Source organism: Streptomyces sp. NPDC004838 (assembly GCF_053600955.1).
In genome coordinates this window covers 123,091-137,662 of record NZ_JBSGAW010000024.1, presented here as the reverse complement: position 1 = coordinate 137,662, position 14,572 = coordinate 123,091, and the positions used below count along the sequence as shown (strand labels likewise).

The 14,572-nt window shown below is 69.0% G+C and carries 17 protein-coding genes and 1 tRNA gene; 6 read left to right on the top strand and 12 right to left on the bottom strand.

What is annotated here, in order from left to right; translation table 11 throughout:
- Positions 1-231 precede the first annotated feature (231 nt).
- The 5 genes from ACWEFL_RS25635 (at position 232) to ACWEFL_RS25615 (ending at position 5,089) form a co-directional block, all read left to right on the top strand.
- Positions 232-576, top strand: coding sequence for an antibiotic biosynthesis monooxygenase family protein (locus ACWEFL_RS25635; RefSeq protein ID WP_451716735.1), 345 nt, complete (start codon positions 232-234; stop codon positions 574-576).
- Between the two features lie 94 nt (positions 577-670).
- Complete coding sequence (locus ACWEFL_RS25630; protein WP_451716756.1) at positions 671-1,555, top strand: amidohydrolase family protein; 885 nt, start codon at positions 671-673, stop codon at positions 1,553-1,555.
- Positions 1,556-1,624: 69 nt separating this feature from the next.
- Positions 1,625-2,374 (top strand): response regulator transcription factor, encoded by a 750-nt coding sequence (locus ACWEFL_RS25625; RefSeq protein WP_451716733.1) that lies wholly within the window; start codon positions 1,625-1,627, stop codon positions 2,372-2,374.
- A 364-nt stretch (positions 2,375-2,738) separates the two neighbouring features.
- Entirely contained in the window at positions 2,739-4,259 is a 1,521-nt protein-coding gene (locus ACWEFL_RS25620) for an MFS transporter (protein WP_451716731.1), read from the top strand.
- A 68-nt stretch (positions 4,260-4,327) separates the two neighbouring features.
- Positions 4,328-5,089: a TetR/AcrR family transcriptional regulator gene (locus ACWEFL_RS25615; RefSeq protein ID WP_451716729.1), complete on the top strand. Its 762-nt coding sequence runs from the start codon at positions 4,328-4,330 to the stop codon at positions 5,087-5,089.
- Between the two features lie 304 nt (positions 5,090-5,393).
- Here the strand turns inward: ACWEFL_RS25615 and ACWEFL_RS25610 are convergent, their stop codons facing one another.
- Both ACWEFL_RS25610 and ACWEFL_RS25605 read right to left on the bottom strand, forming a co-directional pair.
- Complete coding sequence (locus ACWEFL_RS25610) at positions 5,394-7,034, bottom strand: MDR family MFS transporter (protein WP_451716727.1); 1,641 nt, start codon at positions 7,032-7,034, stop codon at positions 5,394-5,396.
- A 32-nt stretch (positions 7,035-7,066) separates the two neighbouring features.
- Positions 7,067-7,543, bottom strand: coding sequence for a MarR family winged helix-turn-helix transcriptional regulator (locus tag ACWEFL_RS25605; protein WP_451716726.1), 477 nt, complete (start codon positions 7,541-7,543; stop codon positions 7,067-7,069).
- Positions 7,544-7,799: 256 nt separating this feature from the next.
- Here ACWEFL_RS25605 and ACWEFL_RS25600 point away from each other — a divergent pair, with 256 nt between their 5' ends.
- Positions 7,800-8,018 (top strand): hypothetical protein, encoded by a 219-nt coding sequence (locus ACWEFL_RS25600; RefSeq protein ID WP_451716724.1) that lies wholly within the window; start codon positions 7,800-7,802, stop codon positions 8,016-8,018.
- Between the two features lie 775 nt (positions 8,019-8,793).
- Here ACWEFL_RS25600 and ACWEFL_RS25595 read toward each other — a convergent pair.
- The 10 genes from ACWEFL_RS25595 to ACWEFL_RS25550 all read right to left on the bottom strand — a co-directional run bounded on the left by ACWEFL_RS25595 (position 8,794) and on the right by ACWEFL_RS25550 (position 14,544).
- Positions 8,794-9,648 (bottom strand): RNA polymerase sigma factor SigF, encoded by an 855-nt coding sequence (locus ACWEFL_RS25595; RefSeq protein ID WP_451716722.1) that lies wholly within the window; start codon positions 9,646-9,648, stop codon positions 8,794-8,796.
- 235 nt (positions 9,649-9,883) lie between these two features.
- On the bottom strand, positions 9,884-10,909 hold the full coding sequence (locus ACWEFL_RS25590) for an RNA polymerase sigma factor SigF (protein WP_451716721.1): 1,026 nt from the start codon (positions 10,907-10,909) through the stop codon (positions 9,884-9,886).
- Between the two features lie 252 nt (positions 10,910-11,161).
- Positions 11,162-11,455 carry a Dabb family protein gene (locus tag ACWEFL_RS25585; RefSeq protein ID WP_451716719.1) on the bottom strand — a complete coding sequence of 98 codons (294 nt, stop codon included), beginning with the start codon at positions 11,453-11,455 and terminating at the stop codon, positions 11,162-11,164.
- 44 nt (positions 11,456-11,499) lie between these two features.
- Positions 11,500-11,664 (bottom strand): hypothetical protein, encoded by a 165-nt coding sequence (locus ACWEFL_RS25580; RefSeq protein ID WP_451716717.1) that lies wholly within the window; start codon positions 11,662-11,664, stop codon positions 11,500-11,502.
- Positions 11,665-12,082: 418 nt separating this feature from the next.
- Positions 12,083-12,331, bottom strand: coding sequence for a hypothetical protein (locus ACWEFL_RS25575; RefSeq protein WP_451716716.1), 249 nt, complete (start codon positions 12,329-12,331; stop codon positions 12,083-12,085).
- A 189-nt stretch (positions 12,332-12,520) separates the two neighbouring features.
- Positions 12,521-12,967, bottom strand: a complete 447-nt coding sequence (locus ACWEFL_RS25570) for a PIN domain-containing protein (protein WP_451716754.1) — start codon at positions 12,965-12,967, stop codon at positions 12,521-12,523.
- On the bottom strand, positions 12,964-13,203 hold the full coding sequence (locus ACWEFL_RS25565) for a type II toxin-antitoxin system Phd/YefM family antitoxin (RefSeq protein WP_451716714.1): 240 nt from the start codon (positions 13,201-13,203) through the stop codon (positions 12,964-12,966). The genes ACWEFL_RS25570 and ACWEFL_RS25565 overlap by 4 nt, the downstream gene beginning before the upstream one ends.
- Positions 13,204-13,359: 156 nt before the next feature.
- A tRNA-Ser gene (locus ACWEFL_RS25560) sits at positions 13,360-13,444 on the bottom strand.
- A 57-nt stretch (positions 13,445-13,501) separates the two neighbouring features.
- The gene (gene tadA / locus ACWEFL_RS25555) at positions 13,502-13,930 is read right to left on the bottom strand and encodes a tRNA adenosine(34) deaminase TadA (RefSeq protein ID WP_451716752.1); all 429 of its coding nucleotides are present in this window, start codon (positions 13,928-13,930) and stop codon (positions 13,502-13,504) included.
- Positions 13,931-13,986: 56 nt separating this feature from the next.
- Entirely contained in the window at positions 13,987-14,544 is a 558-nt protein-coding gene (locus tag ACWEFL_RS25550) for a tRNA adenosine deaminase-associated protein (protein WP_451716713.1), read from the bottom strand.
- Between the last annotated feature and the right edge of the window lie 28 nt (positions 14,545-14,572).

The window sequence follows — 14,572 nt, the reverse complement described above, 5'->3', positions numbered from 1 at the left end:
AGGGAATCCATGCGGAGCATAGGTGACCGACGACAACGCAGCGAGGTGCGGTGCCAGGGCACGCGAGCCCAGCAAGATCCATCAGAAGCGGCCTAGACGCGCGGATCCGTGCCGGACCTGGGCCGGCACCGGTCCCGGCCCTGGTGTCGGACCCCGGACCAGACCCGGAACCGGATCTCGGGGGTTGGCGGCCATGGACATCCCGCCGTCCCGGACCCCAGGGTGGATGTCATGACCATCCGTACCGTCTCGCCCGTCCCCGCCTTCGAGCCGCCCTACTACACCGTTGTCTTCACCTCCGTCCACACCGCCGATACCGAGGGGTACGCCGAGACCGCCCGGCGCATGGAGGAACTGGTCGCGGAAGTGCCCGGCTTCCTCGGGGCCGAGTCCGCGCGGGCGCCCGGAGGGCTGGGCATCACGGTCGGATACTTCAGGGACGAGGAGGCCATCGCCGCCTGGAAGCGGAACCTGGAGCATCAGGCCGCCCAGCGGAGAGGGCGGGAAGCCTGGTACCGGAGTTACACCGTTCATATCGGCCGAGTGGAGCGGAGTTACGGGTTTGAGCGCGGGTGAAGTCCAGGGGACGGCTGAAGTCCAGCAGACGGGTGCAGTCCGGGAGGCGGGGGAAGTCCAGCAGACGGCTGGGGTCCAGGAGGCGGGTGACGCCCTGAAGACGGACGAGGCACAGGAGATACGGGACTTCTGGGGACGGCTGGGACTGCCCGGACTGATCGACGTCCACACCCACTTCATGCCCGAACGCGTTCTGGCGAAGGTCTGGGCCTATTTCGACGCCGTCGGTGAGACGACCGGTCTCGACTGGCCCATCTCCTACCGCGAGGAGGAGGAGCAGCGCGTCGCCACGCTCCGGGATTTCGGCGTCCTCGCCTTCACCTCGATGCTCTACCCCCACAAGCCCGGCATGGCCGCCTGGCTGAACGCGTGGGCCGCCGACTTCGCCGCCCGTACGCCCGACTGCCTCCACACCGCCACCCTGTTTCCCGAGGAAGGCGTGGACCGGTACCTGCGGGAAGCCGTCGAGGGCGGCGCGCGGGTCGTCAAGGCGCATCTACAGGTCGGGGCGTACGATCCCAACGATCCCCTCCTGGACCCCGTCTGGGGCCTCCTCGCCGACGCCCGTGTCCCCGTCGTCACCCACTGCGGCTCCGGGCCCGTGCCCGGCAAGCACACCGGTCCCGAGCCGATGGGACGGCTCCTCGCCCGGCATCCGCGGCTGCGGATCGTCGTCGCGCACCTGGGGATGCCGGAGTACACCGACTTCCTGGACCTCGCCGAGCGGTACGCCGAGGTCCGCCTCGACACGACCATGGTCTTCACCGGCTTCACCGAGAACGTCGCCCCCTTTCCCCGGCAGGAGAGGCAGCGGCTCGCGGACCTCGGCGACCGGATCGTCCTCGGCACCGACTTTCCCAACATCCCCTACCCCTACATCCATCAGCTCCGTTCACTCGAAGGGCTCGGCCTCGGCGACGACTGGCTCCGCGCGGTCTGCCACGACAACGCGGCCCGGCTCTTCCCACCGGCCGGGTGAGGGGGTTTCTCAGGGAATTCCCAGGAAGCGCCAAGGTCCTTTTGAGGGGAGCGCCCTAGCGTCGCCCGTATGACGCCGACCTCGCCTCCGACCCGTACACGCACCCGTACCGAGACGCTCAGGTCCGACGGCAGCCCTGTCCGGGTGCTCGTCGTCGACGACGAGACAGCGCTCAGCGAGCTGCTGTCGATGGCCCTGCGATACGAGGGCTGGGAGGTGCGCAGCGCCGATGACGGGGCCGGCGCGGTCCGTTCCGTACGGGAGTTCCGGCCCGACGCGGTGATCATGGATGTGATGCTGCCCGATATGGACGGGCTCGCCGTCCTGGGACGGATACGGCGCGAACTCCCGGACGTGCCCGTGCTGTTCCTCACCGCGCGCGACGCGGTCGAGGACCGGATCGCCGGGCTGACGGCCGGCGGGGACGACTATGTCACCAAGCCGTTCTCGCTGGAGGAGGTCGTGGCGAGGCTGCGCGGACTGATCCGGCGTTCGGGGGCCTCGGCCGTACGCGGCGATTCCGTGCTCGCGGTCGGTGATCTGCTGCTCGACGAGGACAGCCATGAGGTCTGGCGGGCCGGGAAGCCGATTCATCTGACGGCCACGGAGTTCGAGCTGCTGCGCTATCTGATGCGCAATCCGCGGCGCGTGCTCAGCAAGGCGCAGATCCTCGACCGGGTGTGGTCGTACGACTTCGGCGGGCAGGCCAATGTGGTCGAGCTGTATGTGTCGTATCTGCGGAAGAAGATCGACGCCGGGCGCTCGCCGATGATTCACACGCGGCGCGGGGCCGGATATCTGATCAAGCCGGGCGAGTAGGAACAGGAACAGGAACAGGCAGGGGACAACGCGCGCCCGAGGGGCCGCCGTCGGCTACGGTCCCGGCGGCGCCGACCTCCTCGCCGCGCTGATGTTCCGCGACGCCGGCCGTGCGGCGCCGATTCCGCGCGGCCGGCGTCGCGGACGACCATCGACCATCGACCATCGCGCCGCACCGCGCGCCCCTCCTTCGCGTGGTCGGCTTCTGCCTCTGGCCTGGCCACTCGGTATCCCGCGACCGGGTCACGCCGACGGGTCCCCCTCCACCGTCCCGCGGCCGGGAACGAGCTCTCCTGTACACCGTACGAGAGTTCTTGTACGGTGTATAGGATTCGATCCTGTACGCCGTATAAGGAGCATGGGCATGGCGGCGCCGACCACCGAAACCGATCTCGTCCCGCCCGGGGCGCATCCACAGCGTTGGCTGATTCTCGGCGTCATCTGTCTCGCCCAGCTCACCGTGCTGCTCGACAACACGGTCCTCAGCGTGGCGATCCCCTCCCTCACCAGGGAACTCGACGCCTCCTCCGCCGACATCCAGTGGATGATCAACGCGTACTCGCTGGTCCAGTCGGGGCTGCTGCTCAGCGCGGGCAACGCGGCCGACCGCTACGGCCGCAAGAAGATGCTCCTCGCGGGGCTCGCGCTCTTCGGCATCGGCTCGCTGGCGGCCGGGCTCGCCCAGACATCGGGCCAGTTGATCGCCGCGCGGGCCGGTATGGGAGTCGGCGGCGCGCTCCTGATGACCACGACCCTCGCCGTCGTGGTCCAGATCTTCGACGACACCGAGCGGATCAAGGCGATCGGGCTCTGGTCGACCGTCAACTCCCTCGGCTTCGCCGCCGGTCCGCTGGTCGGCGGGGTCATGCTCGACCACTTCTGGTGGGGGGCGATCTTCCTGATCAACATCCCCGTGGCGGCGATCGGGCTCTTCGCGGTGACCGCGCTCGTACCGGAATCCAAGAATCCGCAGGGTGAACGGCCCGATCTGCTCGGTGCGCTGCTCTCCACGGTCGGTATGACGGCCGTCGTGTACGCGATCATCTCCGGGCCCGAGCACGGCTGGGCCTCCACGCGGGTGCTGGCGTCGGCGACGGCCGGGGTGCTGGTGCTCGGGGTCTTCGTGCTGTGGGAGCTGAGGATTCCGTATCCGATGCTCGATATGCACTTCTTCCGGAACCAGCGCTTCATCGGGGCGGTGGCGGGCGCGATCCTCGTGGCTTTCGGTATGGGCGGTTCACTCTTTCTGCTGACGCAGCACCTTCAGTTCGTGCTGGGGTACGGGCCGCTGGACGCCGGTCTGCGTACGGCTCCGATGGCCGTGACCGTCGTCCTGCTGAATCTGACCGGCATGGGCGCACGGCTGGTGTCGAGGCTCGGCACGCCGGCGACCATCGCGACCGGGATGTCGCTGGTGTCCGCCGGTCTCGCCGCCATCGCGCTGCTGGGCGCCGACGGCTACGGCGGGATGTTCCTCGGCCTGGTAGTGATGGGCGCGGGTGTCGCGCTCTCCATGCCCGCGATGGCCAACGCGATCATGAGCGCGATTCCGCCGGCGAAGGCGGGCGTGGGGGCCGGGGTGAACGGCACGCTCGCGGAGTTCGGCAACGGGCTGGGGGTCGCCGTGCTCGGCGCGGTGCTGAACTCCCGGTTCGCCGCGCTCGTGCCGTCCCTCGCCGGGGCGGCGTCCCTTCCCGCGGCCCTCGCGGCGGCCGACGGCGCCGGTGAACGGGAGCGGATCTCGGACGCCTTCGCCTCGGGGCTGGAGACCAGTCAGCTGGTCGGGGCCGTGGCGGTGCTGGCGGGTGGGCTGCTGGCCGCGCTGCTGCTGAGGCGGGCGGAGAAGGCGGATGCGCTGAAACCGCCGGTCGGGGGAGCGGCATAGCATCGGCAGTGGGCGGATCGGTGCGTTTCCGGCCCGCCCGGCTCCGGAGAACCTAGGAGGGTGGCGCGATGGTGAGTGCGGCCGATCGTGCGAGGCGTCCCGCGGGGACCAGCGTATGGCTGGATGCCAAGGCCGAACGGGTCCGGAGATCGGGCCAGCCGTCCGGCCTCGACCGTACGAAGATCATCGACGCGACCGTACGGCTGCTGGACGCCGAGGGCGCGGCGAAGTTCTCGATGCGGCGGCTCGCGGCGGAGCTGGACGTCACGGCGATGTCCGTCTACTGGTACGTCGACACCAAGGACGATCTGCTGGAACTGGCCCTGGACGCGGTGTTCGGCATGATCCGGCTCCCCGATGTGAGCCCCGAGGGCGACTGGCGGCAGCAGCTCCGCGAGCTGGCGACGGAGTACCGGGCGCTGCTGGTGCGGCATCCCTGGGTCTCGGCCCTGATCGGTTCGTTCCTGAACATCGGACCGCACTCGCTGGCGTTCTCCCTGGCCGTCCGGCAGGTCCTCCGCAACACCGGTCTGCCGCCCCAGGGCCGGATGGGCGGCCTCGCCGCGGTCTTCCAGTTCGTGTACGGCTTCGGCACGATCGAGGGCCACTTCATCGCGCGGTGCGCGTCGGCGGGGATGAGCCAGGACGAGTACTTCCGCGAGGCGATGGGCACGATCGCCGAACGCCCGGAGATGCGGCGCGATCTCGAGAGCGCGACCGAACTGATGGATGCCAGGGGCGGCGACACGGTCGCCGAGATGCGCGAACGCGACTTCGACTTCGCCCTGGACCTCCTGGTGGCGGGCATCGAGGCCATGCGCGCCCGGTAGCGGTGGCCGGAGCGCGCGGTCGGGCTGCGGTGTGGTCGGGCCTGCGCGTTGCGGTCGGGCTGCCTGTGCGATCGGACCTGTGTGCGGTCGGAGCCCTTGTGGCGGGGCCGTGCCATCGGCGCTCCACGGCCCTGACCCGTCGTTCCCGCCCGCCTGTCCGCGGCCGGCCCGGGTCCTGCCCGGGTCCGGTCCTGTCTCGTCAGGCCCGCGAGGCGTTTCCGGTCCGGTCCCGAGAGGGACGAGGGCTGGAGCGGCCGGAGAGGGCGGAGCGGTGGGAGAGGGCGGAGCCCTGTGTTCTCCCGGCTCAGGCCGGCTGATCCACCTGTCCCCGCGCGGGCGGCACGGATCCCGCGTTCTCGGTCGACTCGCCGGGCTCGCCGGACTCGGCCACCAGCGCCCGGCTCTTCAGGGGCACCTCCTTGATGAACAGGACCAGGAGAAGGCCCACCAGGGCGAAGGGCGCCGAGTAGAGGAAGATGTCGGCGACACCGTGGCCGTACGCGCTCTCCATCACCAAACGCACCGGCTCCGGGAGCTTGTCCAGGTCGGGGATCTCCCCGCCGCCCTGGCCGGCCGCCCTGCCGGCGGGGCCCAGTTCGGCCAGCCCCCGTTCGACGTAGTGGGTGACCCGGCTGCCGAGGATCGCGCCCAGCGCGGAGACGCCGATCGCGCCGCCGAGGGAACGGAAGAAGGTGACGAAGGACGAGGTCACGCCCAGGTCTTCCGGTTCCACCTGGTTCTGGGTGCACAGGACGAGGTTCTGCATCGTCATACCGAGGCCGAGCCCGAGGACCGCCATATAGAGCGCGATGTGCCAGTACGCCGTGTCGTAGCGGATCGTGCCGAGCAGCCCGAGCCCCGCCGTCGTCAGCACACCGCCGGTGACCAGCCATCCCTTCCAGCGCCCCGTCCTGGTGATGAGCCGGCCGGAGACCGTGGAGGAGACGAACAAGCCCGCGATCATGGGAATGGTCATCACGCCGGACATCGTGGGGGACTGGTCGCGCGCCAGTTGGAAGTACTGGCTGAAGAAGACCGTTCCCGCGAACATGGCCACGCCGACGAAGAGCGAGGCCATCGAAGAGAGGGTGATCGTCCGGTTCCGGAACAGCCGCAGCGGGATGATCGGCTCGCTCGCCCGAGACTCGACGTACAGGAAGGCCGCGCCGAGCAGCAGCGTGCCTCCGACCATGACGTACGTCTGCCAGGACAGCCAGGCGTACGACCCGCCCGCGTAGGTGACCCAGATCAGCAGCAGGGACACCGACGCGCTGATCAGGAACGCGCCCGTCCAGTCGACCTTCACCCGGCGCTTGACGACCGGAAGCCGGAGCGTCTTCTGGAGCACGACCAGCGCGAGCAGCGCGAACGGCACGCCGACGTAGAAGCACCAGCGCCAGCCGAGCCACTCGGTGTCGGTGATGACTCCGCCGAGGAGCGGGCCGCCGACCGTTGCGACCGCGAAAGTGGCACCGAGGTAGCCGCTGTACCGGCCGCGCTCCCGCGGGGAGATCATCGCCGCCATGATGATCTGCGCGAGCGCGGTCAGACCGCCGACGCCGATGCCCTGGACGACCCGGCAGGCGATGAGCATGCCGGTGTTCTGCGCCAGTCCGGCCACCACCGAGCCCGCCACATAGATCAGCAGGGCTATCTGGACGAGCAGCTTCTTGCTGATCAGATCGGCGAGCTTGCCCCACAGAGGGGTCGTCGCGGTCATCGCCAGCAGAGCCGCCGTGATCACCCAGGTGTAGGCGCTCTGGCCGCCGCCGAGGTCGGTGATGATCTGGGGCAGGGCGTTGGAGACGATCGTCGACGACAGGATGGCGACGAACATGCCGATCAGCAGACCGGAGAGCGCCTCCATGATCTGTCGGTGCGTCATGGGCGTGCCGACGCCCGCGGGTTGGCTGCCCGGCGCGTCTGCCTCGGTGCTCGAAGCCATGGGAGTCCTTCTTCTGTGTTCGTTGTACGGCGCTATGTCTCGCTGTGCGGGTGTACGGGAGCGGTGTGAGGGATACGCGCCCGGCAGTCGCCGAATGAATCGCGCAGCCGGGCGAGCATCCCGATGAGCTGTCCGACCTCGTCGTCCGACCAGTCGTGGAGGTTCTGGGCGAACATCTCGGCCATCCGCTCGTGCAGTTCGCCGAGCATGTCCACGCCCGCGGGGGTCAGCCGAAGCAGATGAGAGCGTCTGTCGCCCGGGTCGGGGACCCGTTCGATCCAGCCGCCCCGCGCCGCATGGGCGACATGCCTGCTGGTCACGGACATGTCCACGGCGAGCAGCTCGGCCAGTCGGCTCATACGCATCTCGCCGTACCGCTGGAGCAGGGAGAGCACGGCGGTGGAGCCGGAAGGGCACGCGGCGGGCAGCTGTCGCAGCAGGCCGCGCCGCAGCGCGCCGATGGAGTTGAGCTGGCGGGCCAGCTCCGCGTACTGGGCCTGCGCGGCCATGGTCCGACCTCCCCTAGTCAACTTGCTTAGGGCAACCATAGAAATAATTGGTTGCTTCAGGCAAGCGAAAAAGGGCTTGCAGTAGTAAAGGAAAGGGAAAGTCTTCGCGGTGGGGCGGCCGGAGGGGCGGTGACCGGGCTCCGGACCGGGGGCGGCCGGAGGGGCGGCGGACCGGGCTTCCGGGCTGGTCTTCGGGCCGAGGCGGGCCGTGGGCCGGGGTTGGGTCGGACCGCCGGGTTCGCTAGGGTCGGGGCCCATGGCACAGAACCCCCAAGCTCCCCAAGGCCAGGGCCCCGAGGGCAACTACGACCCCGCGGGCAGTACCCAGATGTTCCGTGCGTTCGTGGACGACGGCACGCCTCAGGGGCGTCGGCAGGCCGCGCCCGCGCAGTCGGGACCCAAGGTCGGACTGATCGCCGGTGTGGTCGCGGCGATCGTGGTCCTGGGCGCGGTGGCCTGGCTGGCGTTCGGCTGACCCGAGGCGGGGCCGGCGCGCGCCGGGTCACCGCCAGGTGGCCGTGACGTCCCTCGTGTCGATCCCCATCTCCGGCGGGACGCGCCACGATTCCGCGCATCCGGTGCGTCCGCTGCCGAGCCCTGCGCGCCGCCGGAACCGATCCGCCGCCGCCGGGCAGGGCGTCGTCCTGCCCGAGCCGGGCGCGGTAGCGGCTCTCGGGTCGCCGCCCGGTGCTCCGGTGGAGGCCGGGTCGTCCGGGTACCCGAGCCGGGCGCGCGGCCCGGGCCGTTCAGCGACACCGGGGACGCCGTCCCGTGGCGGGACCGCGCCCGTCGGCTTACCGGAGCCGGGGCGCAGCCCGAACCGGGCGCGCCCTCTGCCGCGTAGCCGTTGCCGCCGTCACGTCCGCACGGGGTGAGCGCTGCGCCGCGGCAGAGCGCCACCATGGCGAGAGCGCTCGTCCGACGTCGTCGCCGCATCGCGACAGTGCGTCTGACGTACTGTCAACTGTCAATAAGGAACCCTCGGACGGGTATACGGCATCGGTCCGCCGCGGACTTGGCGGCGGGCCCCTCGGTCGGGCCCGCGCTGCGGCCTGGGTCGAGGTCCGGATCGAGAACCGGGCCCATGCCGGACGCCGCGCCCGTACCGCCGCCGTACCACCACCGTCAGTTCCGCCGCCGTGCCGTGCCGTGTGGGGCGGGCCGTAGAGGTCCCGCCCCGTCCGCGATCAGCCGGCGGCCGACTGGCTCAGCGTGCCGTCAGGCTGCGCCGGCGTCCGTTTCAGTCCGTGTCAGTCCGCCGTCAGTCCGTGCCGCAGCTGCGCCAGCGTCCGCGTCAGCAGCCGCGAGACATGCATCTGCGAGATGCCGACCTCCTCGCCGATCTGCGACTGCGTCATGTTCGCGAAGAACCGGAGCATGATGATCTGCCGTTCCCGCGGCGGGAGTTTGGCCAGCAGCGGCTTGAGCGACTCGCGGTACTCCACGCCCTCCAGTGCCGAGTCCTCGTACCCGAGACGGTCCGCGAGCGAGCCCTCCCCGCCGTCGTCCTCCGGTGACGGGGAGTCCAGCGAGGACGCGGTGTACGCGTTGCCGACGGCGAGACCGTCGACGACATCCTCCTCCGACACCCCGAGCACGGCGGCGAGTTCGGGAACGGTCGGCGAGCGGTCGAGGCGCTGCGCCAGCTCGTCGCTGGCCTTGGTGAGCGCGAGCCGCAGCTCCTGGAGCCGGCGCGGCACCCGCACCGACCACGAGGTGTCGCGGAAGAAGCGCTTGATCTCGCCGACGACGGTCGGCATCGCGAACGTCGGGAACTCCACGCCCCGTTCGCAATCGAATCGGTCGATCGCCTTGATCAGCCCGATCGTGCCGACCTGGACGATGTCCTCCATCGGCTCGTTGCGGCTGCGGAAGCGGGCCGCCGCGTACCGCACGAGGGGCAGATTGAGCTCGATCAGCGTGTCACGGACGTAGGTGCGCTCCGGGCTTTCCCCCGTGCCCTGGTTGTCCAGGGCGCGCAGCCGCAGGAACAGGGAACGGGACAGAGTGCGAGTGTCGATGGCCTCCGTGCTGTCAGGCGTGACCGGTGCGGGTGCGCTCTTTGTGAGCGTGAGCACCTTCGAGCTGCCCTGTTCTGCGGACATGCCACCCCCTTGAGGTCGCGGTCGGTCGCGGTGGCCGCGACCAACGGAGGAACGCAGCCTGCCCCTGAGATACCGGCGGCGAGGCTGCGGCAAACGCGTCTCCCGCAGAATGTCACATGTCGGCAACACGCTGAAGTGACATGTCGACAAGTAGTGCGCGAATCCCCGCAGGAAGCGGGGCGTATGGGGATGTCCGCTCCGGAAAAATCCTTCGAACGGGGTGTACCCGTTCCGACTATGCCTCGATCCTGTTTGCGGATCGCAATCGAGCGAAGCTTCTGGCGAGGAGTCTTGACACATGCATCTGGGAGACCCCCAGTTCCTGACTGATCTGTGACTGCGTCAGATTGCTGTAGTAGCGGAGCACCAGGATCCGCTGTTCCCTCTCGGGAAGCTGTACGAGGAGATGCCGTACGAGGTCCCGGTGTTCGACGCCCACCAGCGCCGGATCCTCGTAACCGAGCCGGTCGAGAAGACCGGGCAGTCCGTCGCCCTCCTGGGCCGCCTCCAGCGAGGTCGCGTGGTACGACCGGCCGGCCTCGATGCAGGCCAGCACCTCGTCCTCGCCGATCTTCAGCAGCTCGGCGATCTCCGCGGTGGTGGGGGTGCGGCCATGGGCGGTGGTCAGGTCCTCGGTCGCGCCGTTGACCTGGACCCAGAGTTCGTGCAGCCGCCGCGGGACATGCACGGTCCGCACGTTGTCGCGAAAGTACCGTTTGATCTCGCCGACGACGGTTGGCATCGCAAAGGTCGGGAACTGGACTCCGCGATCCGGGTCGAATCGGTCGATGGCGTTGATGAGCCCGATCGTGCCGACCTGGATGACATCCTCCATCGGCTCGTTGCGGCTGCGGAAGCGGGCCGCCGCGTACCGCACGAGCGGCAGGTTCGCCTCGATGAGGGCTCCTCGCACCCGCGAATGTTCCGAGCTGCCCGCCTCCAGCCCCTTCAGCTGTCCGAAGAGCACCTGGGTGAGCGCGCGGGTGTCCGCGCCTCTGCTCTGGGGGCGCGCGGGGGTCTCCGTGACGGTCTCGACCACTTCGACCGCCTCGGCGGGGGGTTCGCCGCCGCCCGCACCGGTGGCCTGCGGGGCCGCTGTGGCGCCGGTGATCACGGGGGCGGAAGCGGCAGAGGTGGTCTGGGTCCCCTGGGCTCCCTGGGCTCCCTGAGCGGGTGTGGTGGTCTCGTTGTCCGTACCGGCCGGTGATTCGTCCGGGCGCTCGTTCTTGGGCGGCGCCTGAGGCGCGGTACTGGCCGGCACGTTTACGCCACCCCTTTGCGGTCAACTACGGTCAACTCATCCGTCAAAAGCGGTCATAGCATCACAAGACATGTCCACTGTGTGCAAGCACCAGATAACGTCGTGTTGAGGACAAATAGGGATTTAAACCTCAAAAAGCCCCTCGCCACACGGGCGAGGGGCTTCCGAAGGGGCCGTACGAAGGACGCCGAAGGAGGTGTGCGCCCGGCCGTACGGGGAGACGCCGACGTAGGACGGCCTACGGAAAACGGCTTAGAACTCGTAGTCGGCGACCACCCAGGTGGCGAACTCGCCCCACTGGGCGGCGGCGGCCTGATGGGCCGGGTGCTCGATGTACCGTTTCAGCGCGTCGGTGTCGGCGACGGCGGAGTTGATGGCGAAGTCGTACGCGATCGGCCGGTCGGTGATGTTCCAGGCGCACTCCCAGGACTCCAGCTCGGGCACCAGCCCGCCCAGCTTCCGGAACGCCTCGGCGCCGGCGGCCACGCGCGGTTCGTCGCGGCTGACGCCTTCATTGAGCTTGAAGAGGACCAGGTGGCGGATCAAGAGAGACTCCTCGTGGGACCAGTGGCCTCAGAGTCGTACGTGTTCTAGTTGACCAGCTCGGTCATGAACTCGCCGACGGCCTTGGCCGCATCCGATATGCCCTCGAAGCCTATCTGGACCAGATCCGCGGCTTTGGCCGGGGAATTGATGATGGTGTACAGCACGAAAACTATGACGACATAGAGAGCGATCTTCTTCGCCTGCACCATCAGCCCCTGCCTCCCCGGCGTTCCCCTGTGGCCCCTGCTGCTCTCCGAGGGTCCGCAAGCTCCGTGGCCTCCACTGATCGCGCAGTCGCGGAAGTCTAACCGAGCCTTTATGGACCAAGGACCCTACGAGTCGGGGCCGTTTGCCGGTCACTTCCGTGTCCGAGAGCGAGCAGGATGGGTGTGAGCCCGTTACGGATCTGGCAGGAATCCGGCGGGATCACAGACCGGCCCTCACTGCGGGGCCCGGCGCCGTGCGGTTCCCCCGACGCGGCGCGGGCTGGTAGGACCGGTCTTCATCGGGGGGAGCGGCTATCCCCCGTTGCCGCTTCCCCCGACCCGATCCGAGCGGGTCCGACCCGGCCCGAATCCGGGCTCGGCTCGCCCGAGCACGCTGCCGTGGCGACTACGAGCGCCCGGCCTACGCGCCGTGCCATGCCCTTCGGGCCTCCTCGATCTCCTCGGGAGTGAAGGAGCCGTGCTCGCCTTCGTACGCCTCGACGATCTCTCTGGTTCTGGTCAGGGCGAGGGCGTGTTCGACGGCGTCGGAGACGAAGAGCGAGAACCCCCGTGCGCCCGTGCAGGCTTCAACCTCACGGGCAAGCGACCTGGGGATGGTGACGGACTTCTTCACAGTGGTCTCGTCCGGAGGCGCGTGCTCGATAGCCATAGGATTCTTGTCCAGTCGGGCGGAAGGGGCGGCCTCCTGTGGAGATCCTTCCGAAGGAAGCCGAGATTCCGTTGAGTACGGTTGCTTGTCGTACCTCCAACCCGTTCGCGGCAGGTCGGTTGCCGCAGTGGGAGTGACGCACTGTAACCGTCTCCGCAGTTTGAGGGCCGTCAGGCATGAGCGCTGTGGTCATAGGTCATCGGGCAGGAGATGGAATGCCGTGTGTCCGGTGAGCGGTCGGATCATGCGGAAGTGCCGGTCGGTGGTGAACAGCACGTCCGTGCGGTAGGCGGCGGCGAGGGCGACGTTCATGGCGTCCGTCAGGCCGACGCCTTTGCCTCCGTCTGCGTCCGCGTAGCCTTCGGCAACCGCGATTGCCGCGCTCAGGTGTGCGGCGACGGGCGGGATTTCGAAGCGGCGGGTGGCCGTGTTGCGCTCGATGAACCGTGCCGCGGTCAATGCCTTTCGGGCACCGACGCGCGCTGCGACCAGGTAGTCCAACTCGGCCAGGACCATGGGTGAGATGACCAGGTGGCTGATCGCCGCGAGGGCCTTCTTGTGCTCCTCATGGCCGGTGAGCTTCGGGTTCAACAGGCGGTAGAGAGCGTTGGTGTCGGCAATTGCGATCACGGTCAGGCGCCCATTCCCTCGAGAGTCTCCTCGATCTCGTCGTCGGTCAGGTCGGGGAGGCCGAGGTCGGGAAGGCCGATCTCGCCCATGGGGTCGGTGGGGTACGGGGGAATGTCGTCATCGATGGGCACTACGCGAGCGACGGCGACGCCGTTCTTGGTGACGGTGATGGTCTCGCCGCGTGCGGCGGCGGCGAGGATCTGTGAGGACTTCTGGTTGAACTCCCGGGCCGTAGTCTCCATGTAGTACATGTTACTACGCCATGTGAGGCGGACGGTTGCCATGCGGTGACGCCGGTCCGGGCCCTGCTGGGGTCTCATGTGGACACGTCAACGTCACATCCAAGCGCAAAACACCCCTCTGGTCCACGTTTCCGCAGATCAGAGGGGTGCTAGGAGCGGTAGCGGAGGGATTTGAACCCTCGGTGACTTGCGCCACACTCGCTTTCGAGGCGAGCTCCTTCGGCCGCTCGGACACGCTACCGGGAGAGAGCTTAGCCCAAGGAGGGCCATGCTCTGAAATCCTTATCGGAGGCGGCCTTCAGCGGTCGCGGAAGAACGCGGTGAGCGCCTTGGCGCACTCGTCCTCCAGTACGCCGGTGATGACTTCGGGCCGGTGATTGAGCCTCCGGTCCCGGACGACATCCCACAGCGAACCGGCCGCGCCCGCCTTCTCGTCCCGTGCGCCGTAGACCACACGGTCCACGCGGGACTGGGTGATCGCCCCCGCGCACATCGTGCACGGCTCCAGTGTGACGACCAGCGTGCAGCCGGTCAGCCGCCAGCCGCCGAGGCGTTCGGCGGCCCTGCGGATCGCCAGCACCTCGGCGTGGGCGGTCGGGTCGCCCGTCAGCTCGCGCTCGTTGTGCCCGGCGGCGAGCAGGCCGCCTTCGCCGTCGAGTACGACGGCGCCGACCGGCACATCGCCGGACAGCGCCGCACGCTCGGCCTCCGCCAGGGCGAGACGCATCGGCGCCTCCCAGGGATCCCGCAGGGGATCCCCTACCGCGGATGTCGTCTCCGTCACTAGCGGACGGTCTCCAGCACATCCCCGGCGCCCAGCGCCTCCGCGATCTCCAGCAGTGCGTCCGTTTCCAGTGCCAGCAGCTCCTTCTCCGAGAGGCCGAGGTCCATGAGGATGTCGCGTTCACCGACCGGTCCCGAGCGCACCGTGCCCGAGTCGGCACCTTCGCTGTCGCCGTCGTCGTTGTCGTTGTCGGGGTCGTTGTCGTCGTGCCCGTCCGGCTCCCCGTCCTCCGTGCCGTCGAGATCCAGTGCGTCCAGGTCGGCGGCCGGGTCGTCATCGTCCCCGCCGAGCAACTCATTGGTCAGGATCTCCCCGTACGAGGAGCGGGCGGCGGCCGCCGCGTCCGAGATGAAGATACGAGGATCCTCCTCGCCCTCCACCCGGACGAGACCGAACCAGGCGTCTTCCTGCTCGATGAAGAGGAGAACCGTGTCCTCGTCCACCGAGGCGTCGCGGGCCAGATCGGCCAGATCCGACAGGGTCTCCACATCGTCGAGCTCTGTGTCGCTCGCTTCCCACCCGTCTTGAGTGCGCGCGAGCAGTGCGGCGAAGTACACCGTGACTCTCCCACTGATCAGAGGTGTG

Coding starts and splice junctions, on each gene's coding strand:
- ACWEFL_RS25580 (WP_451716717.1), bottom strand. CDS start 11,664: ATGGTGCAGGCGAAGAAGATCGCTCTCTATGTCGTCATAGTTTTCGTG.
- ACWEFL_RS25610 (WP_451716727.1), bottom strand. CDS start 7,034: ATGGCTTCGAGCACCGAGGCAGACGCGCCGGGCAGCCAACCCGCGGGC.
- ACWEFL_RS25625 (WP_451716733.1), top strand. CDS start 1,625: ATGACGCCGACCTCGCCTCCGACCCGTACACGCACCCGTACCGAGACG.
- ACWEFL_RS25620 (WP_451716731.1), top strand. CDS start 2,739: ATGGCGGCGCCGACCACCGAAACCGATCTCGTCCCGCCCGGGGCGCAT.
- ACWEFL_RS25605 (WP_451716726.1), bottom strand. CDS start 7,543: ATGGCCGCGCAGGCCCAGTACGCGGAGCTGGCCCGCCAGCTCAACTCC.
- ACWEFL_RS25635 (WP_451716735.1), top strand. CDS start 232: ATGACCATCCGTACCGTCTCGCCCGTCCCCGCCTTCGAGCCGCCCTAC.
- ACWEFL_RS25565 (WP_451716714.1), bottom strand. CDS start 13,203: ATGGAGACTACGGCCCGGGAGTTCAACCAGAAGTCCTCACAGATCCTC.
- tadA (WP_451716752.1), bottom strand. CDS start 13,930: ATGCGTCTCGCCCTGGCGGAGGCCGAGCGTGCGGCGCTGTCCGGCGAT.
- ACWEFL_RS25600 (WP_451716724.1), top strand. CDS start 7,800: ATGGCACAGAACCCCCAAGCTCCCCAAGGCCAGGGCCCCGAGGGCAAC.
- ACWEFL_RS25575 (WP_451716716.1), bottom strand. CDS start 12,331: ATGGCTATCGAGCACGCGCCTCCGGACGAGACCACTGTGAAGAAGTCC.
- ACWEFL_RS25615 (WP_451716729.1), top strand. CDS start 4,328: ATGGTGAGTGCGGCCGATCGTGCGAGGCGTCCCGCGGGGACCAGCGTA.
- ACWEFL_RS25595 (WP_451716722.1), bottom strand. CDS start 9,648: ATGTCCGCAGAACAGGGCAGCTCGAAGGTGCTCACGCTCACAAAGAGC.